Below are 21,478 nucleotides of genomic sequence, written 5' to 3'. Positions count from 1 at the left end.
TATTCTGACACTACACGGCCTCAGGGGATAGCAGGAGTCAGGGTTGGATAAGCGAGCAGTCTCCAAAAAAACCTGGTCCCTGGTTGCCCGGATGCGCCTGGGCCTGCTTCTGCTCTTCATCCCCGTGCTGATGCTGGGGGCCATCTACTACCTGCACATGGAGCGCAGCCTGCAACGGGAGTTGCAGCAGCGCCTGCTCGCCACCAATCACCAGTTGCGCCACGTCTTCATCGAGCCTTATCTCCATGAGCTGGAGCGCCAGTTCTCCCTCATCTACGACCGGGTGAAGGTGGAGGACATCAGCGGTCCCCGGCTGCTCAACACCGAGACCTATCTCAGGGAGTGGCGCCTCTACAAGGGAGTCATGGCGGATCTCGTCTACATCTATGTGGGCACCGCCGAGCGCCAGATGCTGATCTATCCCGCCTGGCAGGCGGATGCCGGTTTCGACCCCAGGACGCGCCCCTGGTATCAGCTGGCCAGCCAGCATCTGGGGGAGATGGTCTGGACCGAACCCTACTACGACTACACCAACGGCAACCTGGTGATCGCGCTCGCACGGGCCATCACCGACAAGGAGGGCAGGGTGCGCGGCGTCTTCGCGGTCGATGCCATCCTGGCTCCCTTCTCCGCCCAGCTGAACCGTCAGTGGAACAGCGGTTACCAGATGATCGTCAACCAGTCCGGCAAGGTGCTGGCCCATCCCGACCCGTCCCGGTTGCTCAAACCCATGACGCACCCGAGCTGGCTCTCCCGTTTCAACGGGGCGGATGGCATCTTCCTGGATCCTGAGTCGCGGCAGTTCGTGGCCTACAGCCGGCTGCCGGAGCGCAACTGGGTGCTGATCAGCGTGCTGCCGGCTTCCAGCATCCAGGCCGTGGTGGCGAGCGCCTCTCTCAACGTGCTCGGGATCATCGTCCTTGCCAGCGTGCTCTACGTGGTGCTGGCGCTGATCTGGTCCCGGTACTTCAGGCGCATGGTGGACGAGATCTCCACCCGGATCCGCGCCAGCAGGACGCAACCGGAAGGGCTGTCCCATGGGGGGATGCGCGAGCTCAGGCACGTCTATGCCGAGCTGGCCGAGGTGAGCAAGGATTACCACGAGGCGCGCCAGCAGGCGAACCTGGACAAGCTGACCGGCCTCTACAACCGCCGCTTCTTCGACGAGCGTCTGAACCGGTTGCTGCTCGATCAGCATCCCTTCTGCCTGGCCATGATCGATCTGGATGGCTTCAAGCGGGTCAATGATACCTATGGTCACCAGACCGGGGACGTGGTGCTCAAGCGGGTGTCGAGCCTGGGCGCCCGATTGCTGGGAGATCATGGCTGGGTCTGCCGCTACGGCGGCGAGGAGCTGGTGGTGCTGTTCGCCAACCCGGACGTCCACTTCTGCCTGATGCTGCTTGAGCAGTTTCGCAAGGGGGTGGAGTCACTGGACTGGCGCGAGCCCGGCCTTGGGATCACCTTCAGCGGCGGCCTGGTGGCGAGCGCCCCCGGGATGGATGCCAGGCACCTGCTGGCCATGGTCGATGCCGAGGTCTACCGGGCCAAGCGGGATGGCAAGAACCGCATCCATCTGGGGGAGGCCGCGCCGTCGAACGGCTTGCCGTCAGACGACGGCATGCTGAGCAAGGAAGAGGCCTGAGGGCCTCTTCCTCGTCTGGAGGGTCAGGCCTGCCCGGACCAGTGGAGCAGGGGCCAGCCCAGCTCCGAGGCGCACTGGCGCAGCGCGGGGGCCGGATTGACCGCATGGGGATGGCTCACCGCCCGCAGCATGGGCAGATCGTTGTGGGAGTCGCTGTAGCCAAAGCTCCCCTGCCAGGGGTTGTCCCGCCCGGCAAAGAGCTGGTTGATGCGGGCCACCTTGCCCTCACGAAAACTCAGGGTGCCGCGGGTCTGGCCGGTCAGCATCCCCGACTCTTCATCGAGCAGGATGGCGACGCAGTGATCCATTCCCAGCATCTTTGCCATGGGCGCCACCAGATGCTCGCCGGAGGCGGAGATGAGCACCAGCTCGTCGCCACGCTGGCGGTGCCACTCGATGCGCGCCAACCCCTCCGGGTAGAGGCGCTCGCGCAGCACCTGCTCGGCGAAGTGGTGGCACTGCTGATCCAGCCACTGGCACGACCTGCCCGCCAGCGGCTGAAGGGTGAAGGCCATGTACTGGTGCATGTCCATCTTGCCCTGGTGGTAGAGGGACATCATGGCCTGCTCCTCGGCGATCATGCCCGCCGGGGCCAGCTCCTGGGCCACCATGTACTCCAGCCAGAGGCTGGCGGAATCCCCGGCAATCAGGGTCTCGTCCAGATCAAACAGTGCCAGTGCCATGGGCGCTCCTCGTAGTGAAAATGGAAATGAAATGCTGCCTCATGCTACCTCACAGAGCTGATCCCGGGCCACCGCCAGGGTCACGGCGCCGCCCACCGGCCACAGATCCCGGGCCGAGCGGTTGAGGCAATCCACCGTCAACAGCCCCGCCTCGCACTCCACCTGATAGCGGATGACGTTGCCGAGCAGCTGTCGCTGGCGAACGATGCCGGGCAGGCTGGGCTCGCTGCTGGTCGCCCCGGCGGGCAGCAGGGTGATGGACTCCGGTCGCAGCGCCAGCTTGCCCTGAAAACGGGGGCCGAACAGCGACTTGCCCTGCTCGGCGCCAAGCAGGTTGTAGTTGCCGATAAAACCCGCCACAAACTCGCTGGCGGGACGGGTATAGATCTGCTCCGGCGTGCCGCTCTGAACGATGGATCCCTTGTTCATCAGGAAGATCCGGTCCGACAGGGTGAGCGCCTCCTCCTGATCGTGGGTCACGAAGAGGGTGGTGAGCTCAAGGCGCTGCTGGATCTCGCGGATCTGCTGGCGCAGGCTGCGGCGAATGCGGGCATCCAGTGCCGAGAGCGGCTCGTCCAGCAGCAGGATCCGCGGCCGCACCACCAGCGCCCGGGCCAGCGCCACCCGCTGGCGCTGGCCGCCGGAGAGCTCGGCCGGATAGCGGCGCTCGAAACCGGTCAGCTCCACCAGTGCCAGCGCCTCCTGCACGCTGGCGGCGAGCTCCCGCCCCGGCTGGGGTTTCATTTTGAGGCCGAAGGCAACGTTGTCCCACACCGTCATGTTGGGGAAGAGCGCATAGCTCTGGAACACCATGCCGATGCCCCGCTTCTGGGGCTCCTGCCAGGTGATCTCCTCACCGGCCACCCGCACCTGACCGCCATCCACCGGGGTGAGCCCGGCCAGCGCTCGCAGCAGGGTGGACTTGCCACAGCCGGAGGGGCCGAGCAGGGTCACCAGCTCCCCCTTGCGGATGCCGAATTCAATCCCCTCGAACACCCGGGTGTCGCCGTAGGATTTGTGCAGTTGATTCACTTCTAGATGGAACATGTTGATTCACCGATGAAATCTGTTGGCCGCCCAGGTGAGCAGCAGGGTCAGCAGGAAGTAGCTCATCACCAGGGCGCTGGTGAAATGGCCCGAGGTGGCACGCATGTTGTAGAGGTAGACCTGCAGGGTCTCGTAACGGGTGCCCACCAGCATGTTGGCAAACACGAACTCGCCGAGCAGGAAGGAGAGGGAGAGAAACAGCGCCGCCAGCAGCCCCTTGCGCAGGCAGGGGATCACCACCAGCAGGAAGGCGCGGGCACTGCTCGCCCCCAGCAGATGGGCGGCATCCATCAGATCCTTGAGCGGCACCCCCTGCAAACTGTTGGCCAGCGCCCGGTACATGAAGGGCAGTACCACGGTGAACCAGGTGCCGATGAGGATCCACGGCGTGCCGATAATCGGCAGAACACCGTCGGCGTAGATCTGCAGCAGCCCCACCGAGGAGACCACAGGTGGTACCGCGAAGGGCAGCAGGATCAGCAGGTTCATCCAGGGATCCAGCTTCGGGAAGTAGTAGGCCACCACCAGCACGGTGGGCACCAGCACGAGGGTCCCCAGCAGCAGGGTGGCGAAGCAGACCAGCAGGCTTCGGCCAAAGGCCGCGAGAAAGCGCGGGTCGCCCCAGAGCTTCAGATACCAGTCGAGGGTGAAGCCGTCAGGCAGCAGGGTGGCCCCCCAGCGGGTGGAGATGGAGTAGAGAAAGGTGGCCAGCAGCGGCAGCAGCAGGGTGGCCACCAGGGCCCCCAGCACCCAGCGCGGCCAGCCCGGTTTCAAATCATGCATGGGATTGCCCCTTGTTCACGTAGCTCTTTTTCAGCAGCCACTGGTTGGCGGCCGTCACCACCCCCAGCAGCACCATCAGGATCACCGCCAGCGCCGCTGCCATGTTCGGCTCGAGGAAGATGTCGCCGGAGACCAGGCTGGCCACCCGGATGGTCACCAGGTTGAAGTTGCCGGTGGTGAGGGCATAGGCGGAGGCATAGGCCCCCACCGCGTTGGCAAACAGGATGATCAGGGTGCCGAGCAGCGCCGGGGTAAGCACCGGCAGCGCCACGTGCCACACGTATTGCCCCTTGCTCGCCCCCAGCAATGCGGCGGCCTGGGGCCACTCATCCTGCAGCGCGTCGAACGCCGGGTAGAGCAGCAGCAGGGCCAGCGGGATCTGGAAATAGGTGTAGATGAGGATAAGACCCGACCCCGAGTAGAGGTTGAAGCCGTCGATGAGGCCCCAGGATTTGAGCAGCAGGGTAAGGGCGCCGTTGATGCCAAGAATGATGATGAAGGCGAACGCCAGCGGCACGCCGCTGAAGTTGCCGGTCATGGTGACAAAGGCCAGCAGCATCCGTTTGACCCGCTCGCCGCTGTGGCGCAGCGCGGCGGCCCCGAGGGTGCCGATGGCAAGCCCCGCCAGACTGGCGATACCGGCGATGCGCAACGAGTTGCCGAACGATTGCAGGTAGAAGGGGGAGCTCAAAATCTCCCGGTAGTAGCCGAGGCCCCAGCCATCCGGGGTCTGAAAGCTGCCCACCAGCACCCACACCATGGGAGCGAGCTGGAACAGGATCATCAAGAGGACGAACGGCAGCAGCACCAGGGCCGGCAGCCAGTGGCGGCGCACCTTGTGCTTGGTTGCCACGGGTTGAGCCACGAGGATCTCGGTGGTTGCAGGCATCATCAGTGCACCTCGCGCATAAAGGCAGCCTTGAGCAGCGGGGGAGCCACCGGCTTGTCGTGGGGCACCCCCAGCAGGTCGGCCATCAGGGCGCAGAGCTGGGTCTGGGCGATCGCCACCCCATCCGGCCAGCGCTCGACGAAGGCATCGCCAAACAGCCAGAGCGGCACCGCGCGCTCTTCGGGCAGGGTGCCGCCGTGGCTCAGGTCGTTGTTCATGCCGTGGTCCGAGGTGATCACCACCTGATACCCCTCTGCCAGCCACTGGGGCAGCAGATCGGCCAGCAGGCTGTCCATGCGGCGCGCCTGATTGCGGTACTGGCGGGAATCGAGGCCACACTTGTGGCCGGCATCGTCCACCCCCATCGGGTGGATCAGCAGAAAATCGGGGTCGTACTGGCTGCGCAGCCACTCGCCGTCCATCAGCAGATGGCTGTCGGGGTAGGCGTCATCCCAGTAGAAGCAGCCGTGCTGGATCGGCAGCTGCTCGTCATGAGTAAAGCGATCGCGGGCCGCCAGCCAGGGGCTCTGGTTGTAGAGCTCGCTCACCCAGTAGTAGGCCGCGGCCGCGGTGCGTTTGCCCGCGGCGCGGGCCAGATGGAAGATGGAGTCATGCAGGCTCAGGCGACTCACCCCGTTGTGGGTGATGCCGCTCGCCACCGGCGGCACGCCGGTCAGGATGCATTCGTAGAGGGGTCGGGAGAGGGACGGCAGGGCAGAGCTCAGGGTCGTATAGAGGCCCTGCTGCGCCTCCACCATGCCAGAAAGGTAGCCCATGCAATGGGCTACCTCGGCTGCCAGACCGTCCACAAGTACCACTATCACCTTGTGTTGCACTGGCCGCTCCTTACTGCATGTTGATCATGACGGTTTCCTGCCACTGGCGCGGCAGGGCCTTGGAGCTCTGCTCCCAGGCTGCATGATCCTGCACCGGCTTGGCATTGGCATACTGCTCGGCCGGCAGCAGCTTGGCCTTGACGTCATCCGGCAGAGTCACGTTGCTGCGGATGGGGCGGGCGTAGCCACGGGCCAGGTTGATTTGACCGGCATCGGAGAGGATGTATTCACGGGCCAGTTTGGCGGCGTTGGGGTTCTTGGCCCACTTGTTGATGATGGTGGTGTAACCGGCGATGACGGAGCCGTCGCTCGGGATCACCACGTCAAACTTCCTGGGGTCGATCTGGTCGCGGTAGTTTAGGGCGTTGAAGTCCCACAGCACCCCCACTTCCACCTCGCCCTTCTCGATGTTGGCTATGGTCGGGTCGTTTAGCGACAGGCGACCCTGCTTGGCCAGCTGACCGAACAGCTCCAGCGCGGGCTTGAGGTTCTTCTCGCTGCCGCCGGTGGCGTAGGCCGCCGCCAGCACGCCGTTGTTGGCCTGGGAGGCCACGCCCACGTCACCCAGGGTCACCTTGTAGTCGCCGCCCAGCAGGGATTGCCAGCTGGTGGGGGCGGCCTTGACCAGATCCTTGTTGATCAGGAAGGCGATGGTGCCGGTATAGGCCAGCATCCAGTGGCCGTCGGCGTCCTTGGCCCAGTTCGGAATGTCGGCCCAGGTGGAGGGCTTGTAGGGCTGGGTGACCCCCTGCTTGACCGCAACCGGGCCGAAGGCGCCGCCCACGTCGCCGATATCGGCGGTGGCGTTGGCCTTCTCGGCGGCGAACTTGGCGATCTCCTGGGCCGAGCTCATGTCGGTGTCCTGATGCTTAATGCCGTAGAGGCTGCCGAGCTGCTGCCAGGTGTCCTTCCAGTTGGCCCAGCTGTCGGGCATGCCGACGCTGTGGAGCTGGCCTTCGCCGCGGGCGGCTTTTTCCAGGTCCGCGATATTCTCGGCTGCATAGAGCGGCTGACTGATGGCCGCCAGGGCCAGTGCACTTGCGATCACGCTTTTCATCATCATCCCATCCCTCTGGACTAGGTCAGTTAAGGTTCGAGAGGGATGCTAGAGGGGGAATATGACGGTGGCGGGGCGCTTTGATGGCAATTTGATGACATGTCGACCTGTCACCGGGCTGTCATCCCGCGGGGGTACAACTCCGGGTGACAGCCGCTGGTCTATGCCAGCCATGAGCGACAGGAACCTGACAGTGACCGACAGCCGAATCCCCTCCAAGTGCGAACAGATTTGCCGGACCTTGCGCCGCTACATCGGCAGCGGCCAGCTGGTCCCGGGGCAGCAGTTGCCCGCCGAGCGGGCGCTCAGCGAGCGCTTTGCCACCACCCGCATCACCATCAAGGAGGCGCTTTCCAGCCTCGAAGCGGACGGCCTCATCTACCGTGCCGAGCGGCGCGGCTGGTTTGTGGCGCCGCCCAGGCTCACCTACGATCCCGCCATCCACACCCACTTTCACCAGTGGATCGGCGAGCAGCAGCGCACCGCCGAGACCCGGGTGCTGGCCCACGGCGGCGAGCTGGCCAGCAGCGAGCTGTGCAGCCGGATGGGGCTAGCCCCCTTCACGCCGCTTTATGAGATCCGCCGCCTGCGTTTCATCGACGGCCGCCCCGTGTTGCACGTCAGCCACCATCTGCTGGCGAGCCGCTTTCCCGATATCGCGAACGCCCCCCTGGCGGACTCCCTCACCGAGCTCTATGCGCAGCGCTATGGCATAGGCCAGGGCGGGGCCAGTCTAGAGATCACCCCTTCGGCGGCGCGGGGAGAGATAGCCCGCGCCCTCAATCTGGCGGAGGGGAGCGCCGTGCTGCGGTTGGTGCGGGTCAACTACGACGAGTGGGGAGCGCTGGTGGATTGCGATATCGAGCACTGGCGGCCGGATGCCATTCGCATCTGTCTGGATACACGGGTGTTGCAGCCGCTCGCAGGCAAACTACAGCAAACCCAGCTCGCCGATTAGGGAAATAGCCAGAGCACTGACGGGCACAGTGGCCATTCGCATCTGCCTCGATACCCGGGCGATACAACCGGCCTTGGGCAGATCGCAGCCAGTTCAACTTGCCGAGTAGCGGGCAGCCAGCGCCGCGGATCCCGCAGGATCCGCCGGGATCAGTTGTCGATATTGGGGATCAGATCGTCGAAGCTCTGGTAGCCGCAGTCCGCCAGTTGCAGGGACATGGTGTAGGTCTTGCTGCCCTCCCGCTGGCCGATGGCGGGACGGTTGAGCTTGAGCTCCTGGTGCCAGTACTCCTTCATGCGATCGATCAGCGCCATGGCCTCGGGTTCGTCCAGGTGAAGCTGGCACAGCGCCATGTAGTTGTTGGGCTTGTGCATGTTCTCCACCAGATAGTCCCCCAGCACCGACATGGCCTGGCGCGCCTGCTGGCGGGCGAAGCGGCTGTGCTGCTCGAAGCTGATCCGCTCGCTGATGAGGAAGTGGTAGCTGTTGTCGATGCCGAGCTGCAGGATGCCGAGCTTCTCCAGCTTGCGCAGATAGAGGTAGCAGGAGGCGTCGGTCAGGCCGTATTCGCGCTTGAGATCGATCAGGGTCTTGTCGCGCCAGAAGATGTTGGCGAGGAAGGCGTAGAGCCCGGGCTCCTTGTGGAATGCCTCGTCCTGCTCCTGGGTGAAGACGGCGCGCCGGCTCTGGGCATCCTGGGTGCGATCCAGCAGCTCCTCGAACGAGAGCCCCACCAGGTGGCAGATCTCCAGCAGGGTGTCGAATGGCAGGGAGGGCTTGTTCATCATGCGCTTCACGGTGGCGATGGAAACCCCCATGGCTTCGGCCAGGGTCTGGTAGCGGATCCCCTTGTCGGTGAGCGTCTTCTTCAGGGTGTCGAGGATGTGATTGGCCAGGGTCTGGCTGTAGGTCATGCAACTATTCCTTTATCTGCATTTTTAGTCGTGTCAGAAAATGAGTGGTTTGTCTGTATTGGGCTCAATTTTTGACACCTAGAAAAACCAGAGGAGAGTAACCCGGTGATGACGGCTGAAATGGCCTGACCAGTTGTGGTGCAAGGTGGCAGAAAGTGACACTCGGTGGTGCATATCCTTCAACCTTTCAACATTTTGCTGGTGATGCATATTACATCGCACATAATTCAACACGAATCGGATTCAATACCTTCCTGGTTGAGAAAACGATTGTTTGCTTCCAATTTAAGGGTTTTTTTAACCGCAAGGTTTTATTCTTTCCTGGCATTGAGCGGAACTCGCAAGAGGTCCGCTTTTTTTCTTTTCCCCGAATCTGAGCCCGCCGTCAAGAAAGAGAGGCGCAGTTTTGGCGCTTCCTGCGCCACCGACCCCGGGAGACAGGCCCTTATTCCCCCTTGCAGGGGAACAGCTTGGGGATCTCCCGCACCAGCCAGCTCTTGGCCTTGCCCATGGTGTCCCGCCGCCAGGCCAGCACGACCTGGATCTGGTGGCGATACTCGGGGCTGATCACCTTGAGTCTGCCCGCCTTGATGTCCTCTTCGATCCAGCTCTGCGGCATGGTGCCGATGCCGAGCCCCGCCAGCAGGGCGTCCCGTTTCTCCCCCATGGTGCTGACGGTGAGGCGCGGCTGCTTGTCCAGCAGGCGATAGGTGAGCACCGGCTTGCGCAGCGCCGTGTCGGCCACCGCGATGGCGCGATGGCGGCGCAGGGTCTCGTCCGCCAGGGGCTCGGGCTCCAGGTGCAGGGGGTGATCCGGGTGGGCGACGTAGAGCATCACCTCCTCCTGCAGCGGCTGATGCTTGATGCCGGTCAGGGTGATGTCGGGGTTGAGGGAGGAGATGAGCAGGTCGGCGCGGCCATCCTCCAGACACTCCCAGCTGCCGGCCAGCACCTCGGCCCGCAGTCGCAGCCGGGTATCCGTCAGCTCGGCCAGCCGCTCCACCAGGGGGTAGAGCGCCTGCAGGGGGACCAGGGCGTCGACGGCGATGGTGATGTCGGTCTCCCAGCCCCGGGCCAGGGCCCGGGTCTCCCCCACCAGGTGCTCGGCCGCGTCCAGCAGCACCCGGCCCCGCTCCAGCAGCATGCGCCCGGCCGGGGTGAACTTGGTCCTGTGGCCGCTGCGATCGAACAGCATGGCGTCCAGCTCGTCCTCCAGCTTCTGCACCGTGTAGCTCAGGGCGGAGGGGACCTTGCCCAGCTCGTCGGCCGCCGCCGCGAAGCTCCCACGGCGATCGATGGCATCCAGCACCCGGATCGCCTCCAGGGTCAGCGCCCGCTCCTTGTTCGATTCCTTGGCCATATCCAACCTTCAATTTTTTTGAATGTGTTTACCAGATTATCTCGCTAACAACTTATGGCAAGCCACTTTAATATTCAACCAACGCTTAGGCAGGAAGGCCAAGCGGCCAAATAAAAGGTAGTTCCGGGCTGAGACATCACAAAGAGCGATGTCTGATGTCGGTGAAAGAACAACATAGTATTTGAATGATCTCTTGCATGGATGCATTGATTCGGGCCACAGCGGCCTTGGCAATGACACAAAAACCAAGAGAGTGAAAGAACATGAAAAACGTAATCAAGATGCTGGCCGTTGCAGGCCTGATGACCGCAGGTGTTGCCCAGGCCTCCGTGCCGGCTGATTTCAATGCCGCCCCTGGCGTGCTGTTCGTCAACTGGAGCGCCACCGCCGCGATGGATGGCAAGGCCAACCCCATGCTGGAGGTGCGTGACGAGTCCGGTGATCTGCTGGCCTCCGTCCACGCCAGCCTGATGGGCACACAGCAGGTGCAGATCCCGAGCCGCACCCAGGGCAACCTGACGGTGAGCCTGGGCGACGAGAGCAGCAGCTACCGCATCCCCTTCGGTCTGGGTGACGGCCGCCAGCGTTAATGAACCACTTTGGTCAGTGAGGAGCACACCATGATGAAATTGAGAGCCGCAGAAGCACGGGGCAAGGCCAACTTTGGCTGGCTGGACGCCCGTCACAGCTTCTCCTTCGGTCACTACTATGACCCGGAATGGATGGGGCACTCGGCCCTGCGGGTCATCAACCAGGATCTGGTGGCGCCGGGTGGCGGTTTCACTACTCACCCTCACGCCAACATGGAGATCCTCACCTGCGTGCTGAGCGGCACCATAGAGCACAAGGACAGCCTCGGCCACGCCGAGCAGATCCCGGCGGGGGATTTCCAGCTGATGAGCGCAGGGTCCGGCATCCGGCACAGCGAGTACAACCCCTCGCACACCGAGCCGCTCTCCCTGCTGCAAATCTGGATCGAGCCGAACGAACACGGCACGACTCCCGGTTATCAGCAGAAGAAGATCGAAAGCAAACCCGGCATGACGCTGGTGGCGTCGCCGGATGGCGAGGCAGGATCCTTCAGGATCCGCCAGCAGGCTAAGGTATGGCGGCTGCAGCTCGCCGAAGGGGAGACCCTCGAGTGGGCATTGCAAGGACGTCATGGTTACCTGCATATGATTTCAGGGGAGCTGACTGGCAACGGTCTGGCTGCCCGACCCGGCGACGGCCTGCTCAGCCGTGACGAGTCGTCCTGGGTGCTCAAGGCTTCGAGCGAGAGTGAAGCCCTGCTGTTTGATCTGCCTTGATAGATAAATCTCGGCGAAATGAATGAGTTAACAATTAGCTCTTACACTGTTAATACCATGATGGTAAGCAAAGGAATCTGACGATGGACAAGATGAAAGATGTGGCACTGCTGGTGGGTCGTGTACTGCTGGCGCTGATGTTCGTGATTGCAGGCTGGGGCAAGATCGGCGGTTACGCCGGTACCCAGGGCTATATGGAAGCCATGGGCGTGCCCGGGTTCATGTTGCCCCTGGTGATCCTGCTGGAGCTGGGTGGCGGCCTCGCCATAGTGCTGGGCCTGTTTACCCGCAGCCTCTCCGTGCTGCTGGCCGGTTTCACCCTGATGGCGGCCTTCATCTTCCACTATCAGCCTGCGGATCAGATGCAGATGCTGATGTTCATGAAGAACCTCTCCGTGGCCGGTGGCTTCCTGGCCCTGGCGGCGGCCGGTGCAGGGGCCTTCAGCCTGGATGCCCGCCTCGGCAAGAACTGGTAATACCCCGCAAGTTCGAGTTTTCCAACGCCTTTTGGCCGGTGCCCCGCACCGGCTTTTTTATGCCCGTTCGCGGGCCTATGGCATTTGTGTGACGGCGCCCCGTTCCGGGGCAACAAGCGCCTTTTGCATCTTCTCCCCCGATCCCCGACAATCCCGATTCGTGTGAAGTGACGGGAATGCCAGACATTTTCCGGCGCGCACCCCTCTTCATGAAATCGGCGGGAGTCGTCCATGTTTACCCTCTACCACTCCAATCAGCTGGATCTGCTCAAGGAGCTGCTGGTGAGCCGCATCCGGCAGTCCCCCCTCGACCACCCCTTCGATCGGGAGCAGATCCTGGTGCAGAGCCCGGGCATGGCCCAGTGGCTCAAGCTGGAGCTGGCCAAGGCGTTCGGCATCGCCGCCAACATCGACTTTCCCCTGCCCGCGAGTTTTATCTGGGAGATGTTCACCCGGGTGCTGGCGGATGTGCCCCGCCAGAGCCCCTACAACAAGGGCGCCATGAGCTGGCAGCTGATGACCATATTGCCCGCCCTGCTCGATCGCCCCGCCTTCGCCCCGCTGGCCGCCTATCTGGGGGGCAGCGAAGGGGAGGCGCCGGAACAGGTGCGCCTCTGGCAGCTCTGCCAGAAGGTGGCGGATCTGTTCGACCAGTACCTGGTCTACCGGCCGGACTGGATCGCCCGTTGGGAACAGGGGGAAGGCCTGGGGCTCGAATTGGCCGGGGTCAGCGGTCAGGATTGGCAGCCGGAGCTCTGGCGCGAGCTGGTGGCCCGCACCCTGGCCCTTAGCCCAAGCGGCTACCACCGCGCCAACCTCTACGAGGAGTTTATCCACGAGTTGGCGCGCAGCGCCGAACTGCCGGGCAAGCTGCCCCGACGGGTGTTCGTGTTCGGCATCTCGGCCCTGCCGCCGCGCTACGTGGAGGCCCTGCTGGCCCTCGGCAGCCGCGCCGAGGTGGAGGTGCACCTGTTCGTCACCAACCCCTGTCGCTACTACTGGGGGGATCTGCTGGACAGAAAGACCCTGGCGCGGCTGGAAAACAGGCTCAAGCCCGGCACGGATCTCGAGACCCTGCAGGGCCCCGCCAACCCACTGCTCGCCTCCATGGGCAAGCTGGGGCGCGACTACCTGCATCAGCTGATGGAATTGGAGGTGCCTCAAATAGACGCCTTCGTCGATATCGACGACACCAGCTTGCTGCGCGCCATCCAGAAGGACGTGCTGGAGCTGGCCGAACGGGGGGCAGGCGAGTTCAGCCTCGATGCCAGCCACCACAAGAGCCCCGTCAGCCTGGATGACGGCTCCCTGCAGATCCACGCCTGCCACGGCCCCATGCGGGAGCTCGAGGTGCTGCACGACCGCCTGCTGGCGCTGTTCGAGCTGGATCCCACCCTCACCCCCAAGGACGTGGTGGTGATGATGCCGGACGTGAACAGCTACGGCCCCTACATCCAGGCCGTCTTTGGCAAGGAGAGCGGCGGCGCCCGCGGCCGGATCCCCTTCGCGATCTCCGACCGGGCGGCGAGCCAGGAGAGCCCGCTGCTGCAGAGCTTCCTCGCCCTGCTCAGGCTGCCGAACGCCCGCTTCGGGGCGGGGGAGCTGCTCGCCATTCTCGAGGTGCCCGCCGTGCTGCGCCGCTTCGAGCTGGACGACGACGAGTTCAACCAGCTGCGGCGCTGGGTGCAGGAGACCGGCATCCGCTGGGGGCTGGACGACGGCTACCCGGAGCGCTTCGATCTGCCGCGTCTGTCCGGCAACAGCTGGCTGTTCGGCCTGCGCCGCATGCTGCTCGGCTTCGCCATGGGGGACGGCGAGCCCGTGGCCGGGATCCTGCCCTATGCGGACATCGAGGGTCAGCAGGGGCTGGCGCTGGGCAAGCTCGCCTGGTTCGTCGACTCCCTGGCGGAATTTCTGCCCCGGCTGCAACAGGCGCAGCCGCTGCCCGAGTGGCACGCCTGCCTCAACGCGCTGCTGGATCGCTTCTATCTGGCCGACGAGGACGAGGAGCGCCAGCTCCAGCTCATCCGCAGCCAGCTCACCGACTGGCAGGCCCAGCTCGGCGAGGCCCGTTTCGAGCAGGCCATCAGTGCCGACCTGTTGCAGGACTACCTCGGCAGCGTGCTGGGGGAGTCCCGCTCCAGCCAGCGTTTCCTCGCCGGTCAGGTCAACTTCTGCACCCTGATGCCGATGCGCTCCATCCCCTTCCGTCAGGTCTGCCTGCTCGGCATGAACGACGGCGTCTACCCGCGCACCCTGCCCCCCATGGGCTTCGATCTGATGGCGGTGGCCGGTCGGCGCGGGGACAGATCCCGCCGGGATGACGACCGCTACCTCTTCCTCGAGGCGCTGCTCAGCGCCCAGCAGGGGCTCTACATCAGCTATCAGGGGTTCAGCGCCCAGGACAACAGCGAGAAGGTGCCCTCCGTGCTGCTGGCGGAGCTCATCGACTATGTGCGCCAGGGCTTCGTGTTGGCGGGGGACGAGGAGCTCGACGACGAGAGCTCGGGGCGCAGACTGCTGGAGCACCTCGTCACCCGGCATCCGCTCACCCCCTACAGCCCGGCCTACTTCCACCCCGAGCCCGGCTCCGGCCTCTTCACCTATGCCGCCGACTGGCTGCCGGCCCTGAGCCCGGAGCGGGGGGCCGCCAACTTCCAGAGCGGCGATCTGCCCCTGCCTCCCGAATGGGGCAGGGAGCAGGGGCTGGAGCTGGCGGAGCTGCTGCGCTTCTATCGCCAGCCCGCCCGTTACTTCCTCAATCGCCGTCTCAAGGTGTGGTTCGAGCTGGAGGAGGCGACCATCGAAGACAGCGAACCCTTCGAGCTGGACGGCCTGCAGCACTATCAGCTCAAGGCGCTGCTGCTGGACGCCCATCTGACCGAGGGGGACAGTGAAATACGGCGCGAACGGTTGCAGCTGACCGGCCTGCTGCCGCAAGGCTGGTTCGGCAGCCTGCTGCTGGAGGATCTGGACGGCGAGATGGGCAAGCTGGCGGCGCGGCTGCGTCCCTGGGTGGCGGCCAATGAGGCAGACAAACAGGCGGTGGAGATCGACATCGCCCTGACCCAGGGCCAGCTCCAGGGGTGGGTCGACACCCAGAAGGGGCGAGCGCTGGTGGTCAAACCCGGCAGCTTCAACGGCAAGGATCTGCTGCTGGCCTGGATCCAGCACCTCTGCCTCTCATTGAGCTGCGCCCCCGGCGACACCCTGCTGTTCGATGCCAAGCAGAGCCTGCGACTGCCGAGGCTTGCGGCGGACGAGGCGCGGCCCAAGTTGGCGGCCCTGGTCGCGCTCTGGGCCCAGGGAATGAAGCGGCCGCTGCCCTTCTTCCCGAGCACCGCCTGGGAGTGGCTCAAGGCGATCGAGCAGGATCCGGCAAAGCCGGAGGAGGCCGACAAGGCGGCACTTGCCCGCTTCAACGGCGGCTACATGGTGACGGGGGAGGGGCAGGACCTCTACGTCGCCCGCTGCTTCCCGGAACTCGATGACGAGGTGCTGGCCCAGTTGCAGGGGCTGGCCCGTGAACACCTGACCCCGCTCCATCAGGCACTGGAGGAGTTGCAATAATGGCTAACCCGCTCAATCCCCTGCGTTTTCCCCTCTATGGCGAGCGGCTGATCGAGGCCTCCGCCGGGACCGGCAAGACCTACACCATCGCCGGCCTCTATCTGCGCCTCTTGCTGGGCCACGGCCCGGTTATCGAACAAGCAGGCGAAGAGGGGGGAGACGCCGGTCAGCCCTGCGCCCACGAGCGGCCCCTGTCGGTGACCGAGATCCTGGTGGTGACCTTTACCGAGGCGGCCACCGCCGAACTGAGGGGGCGGATCCGCGCCCGCATCCACGAGGCGCGCCTCGCCTTTATGCGCGGCCAAAGCACGGATGCCCTGCTGGCCCAACTGCTGGCGGAGGTGGAGGATCACGACCTGGCGGCCCGTCGCCTGCTGGCCGCCGAGCGGCAGATGGACGAGGCGGCGGTCTTCACCATCCACGGCTTCTGCCAGCGGATGCTCAGGCAGAACGCCTTCGAGTCGGGCGCCCTCTTTGAAACCGAATTTTTGACCGACGACAGCCGGCTCCGGCTGCAGGCGGTGAGCGACTACTGGCGCGCCGAGTTCTATCCGGTGGATCAGCCCCTGGCCCGGGCGGTACGAAGGCTCTGGCCGAGCCCCGCCGCCCTGCTGCGGGAGATGGGGAGCTGGCTCGACAACGACGAGCTGGAGATGCGCCCGCCGGCGGGGGACGAGACCCTGGCCGAGCGGCACAGCGTCGCCATGGCCCGCATCGGGGCGGTGAAAGCCGGGTGGCTGGCGCAGACGGACGAGATCCGCCGCCAGACCGAGGGGCAAGTAAGCCGCTACACCGGCAAGAACTACGAAGGGTGGCTTGCCAAGATCGGCGACTGGGCGCAGGACGAGACCAGTGGTTACGTCCTGCCCAAGGAGCTGGAGCGCTTCGGCCAGACGGTGCTGGAGGAGAACCTCAAGAAGGGGGGCGCAGTGCCGACCCTGCCGCTCTTTGGCGAGATAGACGCCCTGCTGGCGAGCCGACCCGGTATTCGGGATCTCATCCTGCAGCGGGCGGCCAGGGTGGTGCGCAGCCGAATGCAGGAGAGCAAGCGCCAGGCCCATCAGCTCTCCTTCGACGATCTTCTGCGGGATCTCGACGGGGCGCTCGGCTCGGGCCTGGGGGAGCGGCTGTGCGAACGCATCCGCGCCACCTACCGGGTCGCCATGATCGATGAATTCCAGGATACCGACCCCCAGCAGTACCGCATCTTCCACCGGCTTTACGGCGGCCATCGGGACACGGCGCTGCTGATGATCGGCGACCCCAAGCAGGCCATCTACGGCTTTCGTGGCGCCGACATCTTCACCTACATCCAGGCCAGGCGAAATGTGAGCGCCCACTACACCCTGGGGCGCAACTACCGCTCAAGCCGCGCCCTGGTGGCGGCGGTCAACGGCCTGTTCGAGCGGGCGAAGGATCCCTTCATCTACGAGGCGGACATCCCCTTCCTGCCGGTGGAGGCGCAGGGCAAGAGCCGGGCGCTGCTGATCGAGGGTCAAGCCGCCCCTGTGCTGCACTGCTGGCAGCTCACAGGTCAGCCCACCTTCAACAAGGGGGAGTACCAGAGCAGGATGGCCCGCGCCACGGCGGCGGAGATCCATCGCCTGCTCAGCCTGGCCCGGGAGGGCAAGGCGATGCTCGGCAGCGAGCCGGTCAGGGCCGGGGATATCGCCGTGCTGGTGCGTACCGGCGCCGAGGGCAAGCTGGTGCAGCAGGAGCTGGCGCGCCTTGCCATCGCCTCCGTCTATCTGTCGAACCGCGAGAGCGTGCTGGCCCAGGTAGAGGCGCGGGAGATCCTGCTGATCCTTCACGCCTGTCAGAACCCGAGCGATGAGCGAAGCCTGCGGGCGGCGCTCGCCACCGGCCTGTTCGATCTCGATGCCAGGGCCCTGGACGCGCTGGCCTCTGACGAGCGAGCCTGGGAGAGCGCGGTGCAGGAGTTCATGGAGTACCGCAAGATCTGGCACCGCCACGGGGTGCTGGCCATGTTGCGGGCCCTGCTGCACGGGCGCAACCTCGCCGCCTCCCTGCTGGCGAGCCCCTACGGGGAGCGGCGGCTGACCAACTTCCTCCATCTCGGCGAACTGCTGCAACAGGCGAGCGGCGAGCTGGACGGGGAGTACGCCTTGCTGCGCTGGCTGGGGGAGGCGGTGAGCCAGCCCAACGGTCAGGACGGGGAGCAGATACTTCGCCTCGAATCCGAGCGCAAGCTGGTGCAGATCGTCACCATCCACAAGTCCAAGGGGCTGGAGTACCCGCTGGTCTTCCTGCCGTTCATTTGCAGTCACCGCGCCGCCGACACCCCCCTGTTCCACGAAGCGGGGGAGGCGGGCAATCGCACCGTGCTCGATCTCACCGGCGCCGAGGAGTCCCTGGCCGAGGCCGACAAGGAGCGCCTCGCCGAAGACTTGCGCCTGCTCTACGTGGCCCTGACCCGGGGGGTCTATGCCACCTGGCTCGGGCTGGCGCCGGTGCGCTCCGGGGCGGGCAAGTCGGAGAAGACCGACCTGCACCGCACCGCCATCGGCTACCTGCTGCAAAAAGGCGAAGAAGGGGACGCCGCCACCCTGGCCACCGCCCTCACCGAGTTGGCCCAGGCCCTGCCCGGGGTGGCCGTCGGTGAGCCCTCGCTCACCCGCCCGGCCCCGCTGCCCGTCGAAGAGGAGCAACTGGGGGAACCCAAAGTGCGCGAGTTCAAGGGCCAGCTTGAGCGGGACTGGTGGATCAGCTCCTACTCCGGGCTCGCGGCCCAGGGCAACGGCCACGGCAAGGGGGTGCTGGCCAACCCCGGTTTCGACGACGAGGTGGCCACCGAGGCCGCCGCCACCGTGCAGGACGAGGAGGCGCCAGCCCCTTCCATCTTCACCTTCCCCAAGGGGGCGCGCCCCGGCACCCTGCTCCACAGCCTGTTCGAGACCATCGACTTCCAGATCGCGGGGGGCGAGCCGCTGGCAGAGCATATCGCCGCCCTGCTGGCCCAGGAGGGGTTCGACGAGGGCTGGGCCCCCGTGTTGCAACAGCAGGTGGAGGCGGTGCTGGATACCCCCCTTGAGACCGGTCTTGGGGATCCGGTGCGGCTGCGGGATCTGGCCCCCGAGCGCAAGCAGGTGGAGTTGGAGTTCTTCCTGCCCATGGGGCGGGTGACGGCCCCGGCGCTGACCGCGCTCTGCCAGCGGCACGACCCCCTGTCGCGGGGCGGCAAGCCGCTGGGCTTTGCCACCGTGCAGGGCATGCTCAAGGGCTTTATCGACCTGGTGTTCGAGTGGCAGGGGCGCTGGTATCTGCTCGACTACAAATCGAACCACCTTGGCATGAGCCCCGCCGATTACGGCCGCCCGGCGCTGGAGTCGGCCATGGTGGAGCATCGCTACGACCTGCAATACCAGCTCTACTCGCTGGCGCTGCACCGGCTGCTCGCCCTGCGGCTGCCGGGCTACGATTTCGACCGGCATTTTGGCGGGGTCTTCTATCTCTTCCTGCGCGGCATGCCCCAGGGGGGCATTTTCCATGCCCGGCCCAGCCGGGAGCTGGTGCTGGGGCTGGATCAGCTGTTTAGGGAAGGGGATGGCTCGGGCGCCATTTCCTCAGACGCATTGAACGAGGCAGAACTATGAGTGGCGGCATAAAGAGCGACGTTGTGATCGAACGGCTGAAAGCCCTGGCGCTGGCGGGGCGTATCCGCCAGCTTGATCTGCAATTTGCCAGGCTGGTGGCCGACCTGGGCGGCAGCCCCGAGCTGGTGCTGGGGGCGGCGCTCGCCTGCTTCGAGCTGGGGCGCGGCCATGTCTGCCTGCCGCTGGCGATGCTATCTGCCGGATCCCTGCGCCCCTTCGGGCTGGATCCGGATCAGGGCCGGGATCTGCTGGCCGATCTCGCGGATCCTGCGAGCTGGCCCGCCCTGTTTGCAGCCAGTTCGCTCGTTGGCACCGAGCAGGAGGAGGGAGCGACCCCCCGCTGGCCGCTGCGGCTCTGGCGCGATCGCCTCTACCTCACCCGCTACCACGACTTTGAGCTGGGGGTGGCCCGCCATCTGCGCGCATTAAGTGAAAGAGCCGAATGGCCGGAGATTGCCCCGGCCCTGTCGCGCCTCTTTGCCCGCGATTACGGCCTGGTGTTCGCGGCGCTGCTGAAAGTCCGCCTCGCGCCGGATTTCTCCACCCGCCACTTCGTCGAGAAGTACCTGGATCTGGTGTTCCCGCACGAGGTGGATTGGACCGCCGTGGAGTCTCTGCTGGGGAGCGCCCAGGCGGCGAACGAGCTGGAGCGGCTGGATACCCTGGTGCCCGAGGCGCTCTGCTGCAACGGCCAGAAGCTGGCGGCGGCCACCGCGGCGGCGCGCCCCTTCGCGGTCATCTCCGGCGGCCCCGGCACAGGCAAGACCACGACTGTGGCCAAACTGCTCGCCATCCTGGTGGAGACCGGCCTGCAATTGGGCAAGGCCCCGGCGATCCGGCTGGTGGCCCCCACCGGCAAGGCGGCGGCGCGCCTCACCGAGAGTATCGGTTCTGCCCTGCAGGCCCTGGATCTGCCCCCCGAGTGGCGTGATGCCATCCCCACAGAGGCGGGCACCCTGCACCGGCTGCTCGGGGTGATCCCCGGGCGCAGCCAGTTCCGCCACCACAGAGGCAACCCGCTGCACCTGGACCTGCTGGTGGTGGACGAGGCCTCCATGGTGGACCTGCCGATGATGGCGCGCCTGCTGGATGCGCTGCCCAGCCACGCCCGCCTGATCCTGCTCGGCGACAAGGCTCAGCTTGCCTCGGTGGAGGCGGGGGCCGTGCTCGGCGATATCTGCAGCTTTATCGAACAGGGCATCAGCCCGGCGCAGGCGGACTGGCTCTCCCGCCAGACTGGCTACCGCTTGCAGGGCTCGCCCGCCGGGGCACCGGTGCGCGACAGCCTCTGCCTGCTCTCCAAGAGCTGGCGTTTCGATCAGCATTCGGGCATAGGCCAGTTGGCGCGGGCCTGCAACGGCGGCGACGGGGCGGCGGTGGAGGCGGTCTGGAGCGCAGGATTTGGCGACATCAGCCTGCACCCCTGGGCCGGGGAGGCCTATGACGAGTTGATTGCCCAGGGGGTGGCCGGTTACGGCAGCTATCTGAAGGCGGCCCGCGCGGGGGAGGCGCCCGCCGCCGTGTTCAAGGCATTCAACGGCTTCCAGATCCTCTGCGCCCTGCGGGATGGCCCTTTCGGAGTGCAGGGTCTCAACGAGCGGCTCGAATTGGCCCTGTCACGGGCCGGGTTCATTGCCCGGGATGGCGACTGGTATGCCGGCCGCCCGGTGATGGTGGTGCGCAACGATCACGGCGTCGGCCTCTACAACGGCGACATGGGGCTCTGCCTGCCAGATGAAACCGGCCGCCTCAAGGTCTGGTTCGAGCAGCCGGACGGCACCCTGCGGGCCCTCCTGCCCAGCCGATTGCCGCCCCACGAGACGGTCTATGCCATGACCATCCACAAATCTCAGGGCTCGGAGTTTGCCCATACGGTGCTGGTGCTGCCCGACAGCCCCAGCCCGCTCCTGACCCGCGAGCTGGTCTATACCGGCATCACCCGCGCCAAGGCGCGGCTCGATCTCTACGGCGATCGCGCCCTGCTGGCACAGGCGGTGCGGAAAAAGACCGAGCGGTATTCGGGGTTGGCACAGAGGTTGGGGGAGTAAGCGATTGGACGGCGGTAAAGGAATTTACCGCCGTTTTGATTAGACCCAGTGTGTATGGAGATGGTATTCACCTGACAGTTGCCCACAAAAGGGAGTGGTCATACGGCTTCAAACCGGATAACAAAACGGTACCCCTACCGTGTTATCTGGAGTCACCGTATGACCACCAACGAGAAAGTAGCACGTCGCAAACTCAGCCTGCTAGAGCTCGCCAAAGAGCTCAATAATGTCAGCAAAGCCTGCAAGCTCATCGGCTACAGCCGTCAGCAGTTCTACGAAATTCGCCGTAAT

At 65.2% G+C, this 21,478-nt stretch carries 16 protein-coding genes and 1 pseudogene; 9 read left to right on the top strand and 8 right to left on the bottom strand.

Translation table 11 applies throughout. From position 1 onward, the window contains the following. Nucleotides 1-43 precede the first annotated feature (43 nt). On the top strand, nucleotides 44-1,645 hold the full coding sequence (locus AB5Y72_RS12650) for a diguanylate cyclase (RefSeq protein WP_325783691.1): 1,602 nt from the start codon (nucleotides 44-46) through the stop codon (nucleotides 1,643-1,645). A 23-nt stretch (nucleotides 1,646-1,668) separates the two neighbouring features. On the opposite strand, the gene AB5Y72_RS12645 is transcribed toward AB5Y72_RS12650, so the two are convergent. Genes AB5Y72_RS12645 through AB5Y72_RS12620 form a run of 6 tightly spaced genes read right to left on the bottom strand, consistent with a single transcriptional unit; the run spans nucleotide 1,669 to nucleotide 6,940 of the window. After that, the gene (locus AB5Y72_RS12645; protein ID WP_325783692.1) at nucleotides 1,669-2,328 is read right to left on the bottom strand and encodes an HAD family hydrolase; all 660 of its coding nucleotides are present in this window, start codon (nucleotides 2,326-2,328) and stop codon (nucleotides 1,669-1,671) included. A gap of 39 nt (nucleotides 2,329-2,367) precedes the next feature. Continuing rightward, nucleotides 2,368-3,375, bottom strand: a complete 1,008-nt coding sequence (locus AB5Y72_RS12640) for an ABC transporter ATP-binding protein (RefSeq protein ID WP_325783693.1) — start codon at nucleotides 3,373-3,375, stop codon at nucleotides 2,368-2,370. A gap of 6 nt (nucleotides 3,376-3,381) precedes the next feature. Continuing rightward, nucleotides 3,382-4,158, bottom strand: a complete 777-nt coding sequence (locus AB5Y72_RS12635; protein ID WP_042074508.1) for an ABC transporter permease — start codon at nucleotides 4,156-4,158, stop codon at nucleotides 3,382-3,384. Continuing rightward, on the bottom strand, nucleotides 4,151-5,050 hold the full coding sequence (locus tag AB5Y72_RS12630) for an ABC transporter permease subunit (RefSeq protein WP_216991517.1): 900 nt from the start codon (nucleotides 5,048-5,050) through the stop codon (nucleotides 4,151-4,153). Before AB5Y72_RS12630 ends, AB5Y72_RS12635 begins: the two co-directional genes overlap by 8 nt. After that, nucleotides 5,050-5,883, bottom strand: a complete 834-nt coding sequence (locus tag AB5Y72_RS12625; protein ID WP_325783694.1) for an alkaline phosphatase family protein — start codon at nucleotides 5,881-5,883, stop codon at nucleotides 5,050-5,052. Before AB5Y72_RS12625 ends, AB5Y72_RS12630 begins: the two co-directional genes overlap by 1 nt. Before the next feature lie 10 nt (nucleotides 5,884-5,893). Then, a complete protein-coding gene (locus AB5Y72_RS12620; protein WP_319902895.1) occupies nucleotides 5,894-6,940 on the bottom strand; it encodes an ABC transporter substrate-binding protein in 1,047 nt (348 codons plus the stop codon). A 172-nt stretch (nucleotides 6,941-7,112) separates the two neighbouring features. Here AB5Y72_RS12620 and AB5Y72_RS12615 point away from each other — a divergent pair, with 172 nt between their 5' ends. After that, nucleotides 7,113-7,898, top strand: a complete 786-nt coding sequence (locus tag AB5Y72_RS12615) for a UTRA domain-containing protein (protein ID WP_325783695.1) — start codon at nucleotides 7,113-7,115, stop codon at nucleotides 7,896-7,898. Between the two features lie 149 nt (nucleotides 7,899-8,047). Here the strand turns inward: AB5Y72_RS12615 and AB5Y72_RS12610 are convergent, their stop codons facing one another. Both AB5Y72_RS12610 and AB5Y72_RS12605 read right to left on the bottom strand, forming a co-directional pair. Continuing rightward, complete coding sequence (locus AB5Y72_RS12610) at nucleotides 8,048-8,812, bottom strand: helix-turn-helix transcriptional regulator (protein ID WP_042074518.1); 765 nt, start codon at nucleotides 8,810-8,812, stop codon at nucleotides 8,048-8,050. A 445-nt stretch (nucleotides 8,813-9,257) separates the two neighbouring features. After that, on the bottom strand, nucleotides 9,258-10,172 hold the full coding sequence (locus tag AB5Y72_RS12605) for a LysR family transcriptional regulator (protein ID WP_042074520.1): 915 nt from the start codon (nucleotides 10,170-10,172) through the stop codon (nucleotides 9,258-9,260). A gap of 263 nt (nucleotides 10,173-10,435) precedes the next feature. Between AB5Y72_RS12605 and AB5Y72_RS12600 the strand changes: the two genes are divergently transcribed. The 7 genes and pseudogenes from AB5Y72_RS12600 to AB5Y72_RS12570 all read left to right on the top strand — a co-directional run. Then, nucleotides 10,436-10,762: a hypothetical protein gene (locus AB5Y72_RS12600; protein WP_042074523.1), complete on the top strand. Its 327-nt coding sequence runs from the start codon at nucleotides 10,436-10,438 to the stop codon at nucleotides 10,760-10,762. A gap of 30 nt (nucleotides 10,763-10,792) precedes the next feature. After that, entirely contained in the window at nucleotides 10,793-11,479 is a 687-nt protein-coding gene (locus tag AB5Y72_RS12595) for a pirin family protein (protein ID WP_325783697.1), read from the top strand. A gap of 83 nt (nucleotides 11,480-11,562) precedes the next feature. Further along, entirely contained in the window at nucleotides 11,563-11,955 is a 393-nt protein-coding gene (locus AB5Y72_RS12590) for a DoxX family protein (RefSeq protein ID WP_042074524.1), read from the top strand. Nucleotides 11,956-12,186: 231 nt separating this feature from the next. Further along, the gene (recC, locus tag AB5Y72_RS12585) at nucleotides 12,187-15,525 is read left to right on the top strand and encodes an exodeoxyribonuclease V subunit gamma (RefSeq protein ID WP_368199050.1); all 3,339 of its coding nucleotides are present in this window, start codon (nucleotides 12,187-12,189) and stop codon (nucleotides 15,523-15,525) included. Then, nucleotides 15,525-19,139 carry an exodeoxyribonuclease V subunit beta gene (gene recB / locus AB5Y72_RS12580; protein ID WP_325783699.1) on the top strand — a complete coding sequence of 1,205 codons (3,615 nt, stop codon included), beginning with the start codon at nucleotides 15,525-15,527 and terminating at the stop codon, nucleotides 19,137-19,139. The genes recC and recB overlap by 1 nt, the downstream gene beginning before the upstream one ends. Next, complete coding sequence (gene recD / locus AB5Y72_RS12575; protein ID WP_325783700.1) at nucleotides 19,136-21,187, top strand: exodeoxyribonuclease V subunit alpha; 2,052 nt, start codon at nucleotides 19,136-19,138, stop codon at nucleotides 21,185-21,187. The genes recB and recD overlap by 4 nt, the downstream gene beginning before the upstream one ends. 159 nt (nucleotides 21,188-21,346) lie before the next feature. After that, nucleotides 21,347-21,478, top strand: a pseudogene (locus AB5Y72_RS12570) (IS481 family transposase); the annotation flags it as partial.

Source organism: Aeromonas sp. R7-4, from assembly GCF_040908055.1.
Lineage (GTDB): Bacteria > Pseudomonadota > Gammaproteobacteria > Enterobacterales > Aeromonadaceae > Aeromonas > Aeromonas sanarellii.
Note: the sequence above shows the minus strand (reverse complement) of the source record. Positions and strands in the feature narration are given on the sequence as shown.

What these genes read in the sequence shown, in the direction of transcription:
- AB5Y72_RS12615 (WP_325783695.1), top strand. Translation starts at nt 7,113, where the DNA reads ATGAGCGACAGGAACCTGACAGTGACCGACAGCCGAATCCCCTCCAAG.
- AB5Y72_RS12620 (WP_319902895.1), bottom strand. Translation starts at nt 6,940, where the DNA reads ATGAAAAGCGTGATCGCAAGTGCACTGGCCCTGGCGGCCATCAGTCAG.
- AB5Y72_RS12590 (WP_042074524.1), top strand. Translation starts at nt 11,563, where the DNA reads ATGGACAAGATGAAAGATGTGGCACTGCTGGTGGGTCGTGTACTGCTG.
- AB5Y72_RS12630 (WP_216991517.1), bottom strand. Translation starts at nt 5,050, where the DNA reads ATGATGCCTGCAACCACCGAGATCCTCGTGGCTCAACCCGTGGCAACC.
- AB5Y72_RS12640 (WP_325783693.1), bottom strand. Translation starts at nt 3,375, where the DNA reads ATGTTCCATCTAGAAGTGAATCAACTGCACAAATCCTACGGCGACACC.
- AB5Y72_RS12600 (WP_042074523.1), top strand. Translation starts at nt 10,436, where the DNA reads ATGAAAAACGTAATCAAGATGCTGGCCGTTGCAGGCCTGATGACCGCA.
- AB5Y72_RS12635 (WP_042074508.1), bottom strand. Translation starts at nt 4,158, where the DNA reads ATGCATGATTTGAAACCGGGCTGGCCGCGCTGGGTGCTGGGGGCCCTG.
- recB (WP_325783699.1), top strand. Translation starts at nt 15,525, where the DNA reads ATGGCTAACCCGCTCAATCCCCTGCGTTTTCCCCTCTATGGCGAGCGG.
- AB5Y72_RS12610 (WP_042074518.1), bottom strand. Translation starts at nt 8,812, where the DNA reads ATGACCTACAGCCAGACCCTGGCCAATCACATCCTCGACACCCTGAAG.
- AB5Y72_RS12645 (WP_325783692.1), bottom strand. Translation starts at nt 2,328, where the DNA reads ATGGCACTGGCACTGTTTGATCTGGACGAGACCCTGATTGCCGGGGAT.
- AB5Y72_RS12605 (WP_042074520.1), bottom strand. Translation starts at nt 10,172, where the DNA reads ATGGCCAAGGAATCGAACAAGGAGCGGGCGCTGACCCTGGAGGCGATC.
- recD (WP_325783700.1), top strand. Translation starts at nt 19,136, where the DNA reads ATGAGTGGCGGCATAAAGAGCGACGTTGTGATCGAACGGCTGAAAGCC.
- AB5Y72_RS12595 (WP_325783697.1), top strand. Translation starts at nt 10,793, where the DNA reads ATGATGAAATTGAGAGCCGCAGAAGCACGGGGCAAGGCCAACTTTGGC.
- recC (WP_368199050.1), top strand. Translation starts at nt 12,187, where the DNA reads ATGTTTACCCTCTACCACTCCAATCAGCTGGATCTGCTCAAGGAGCTG.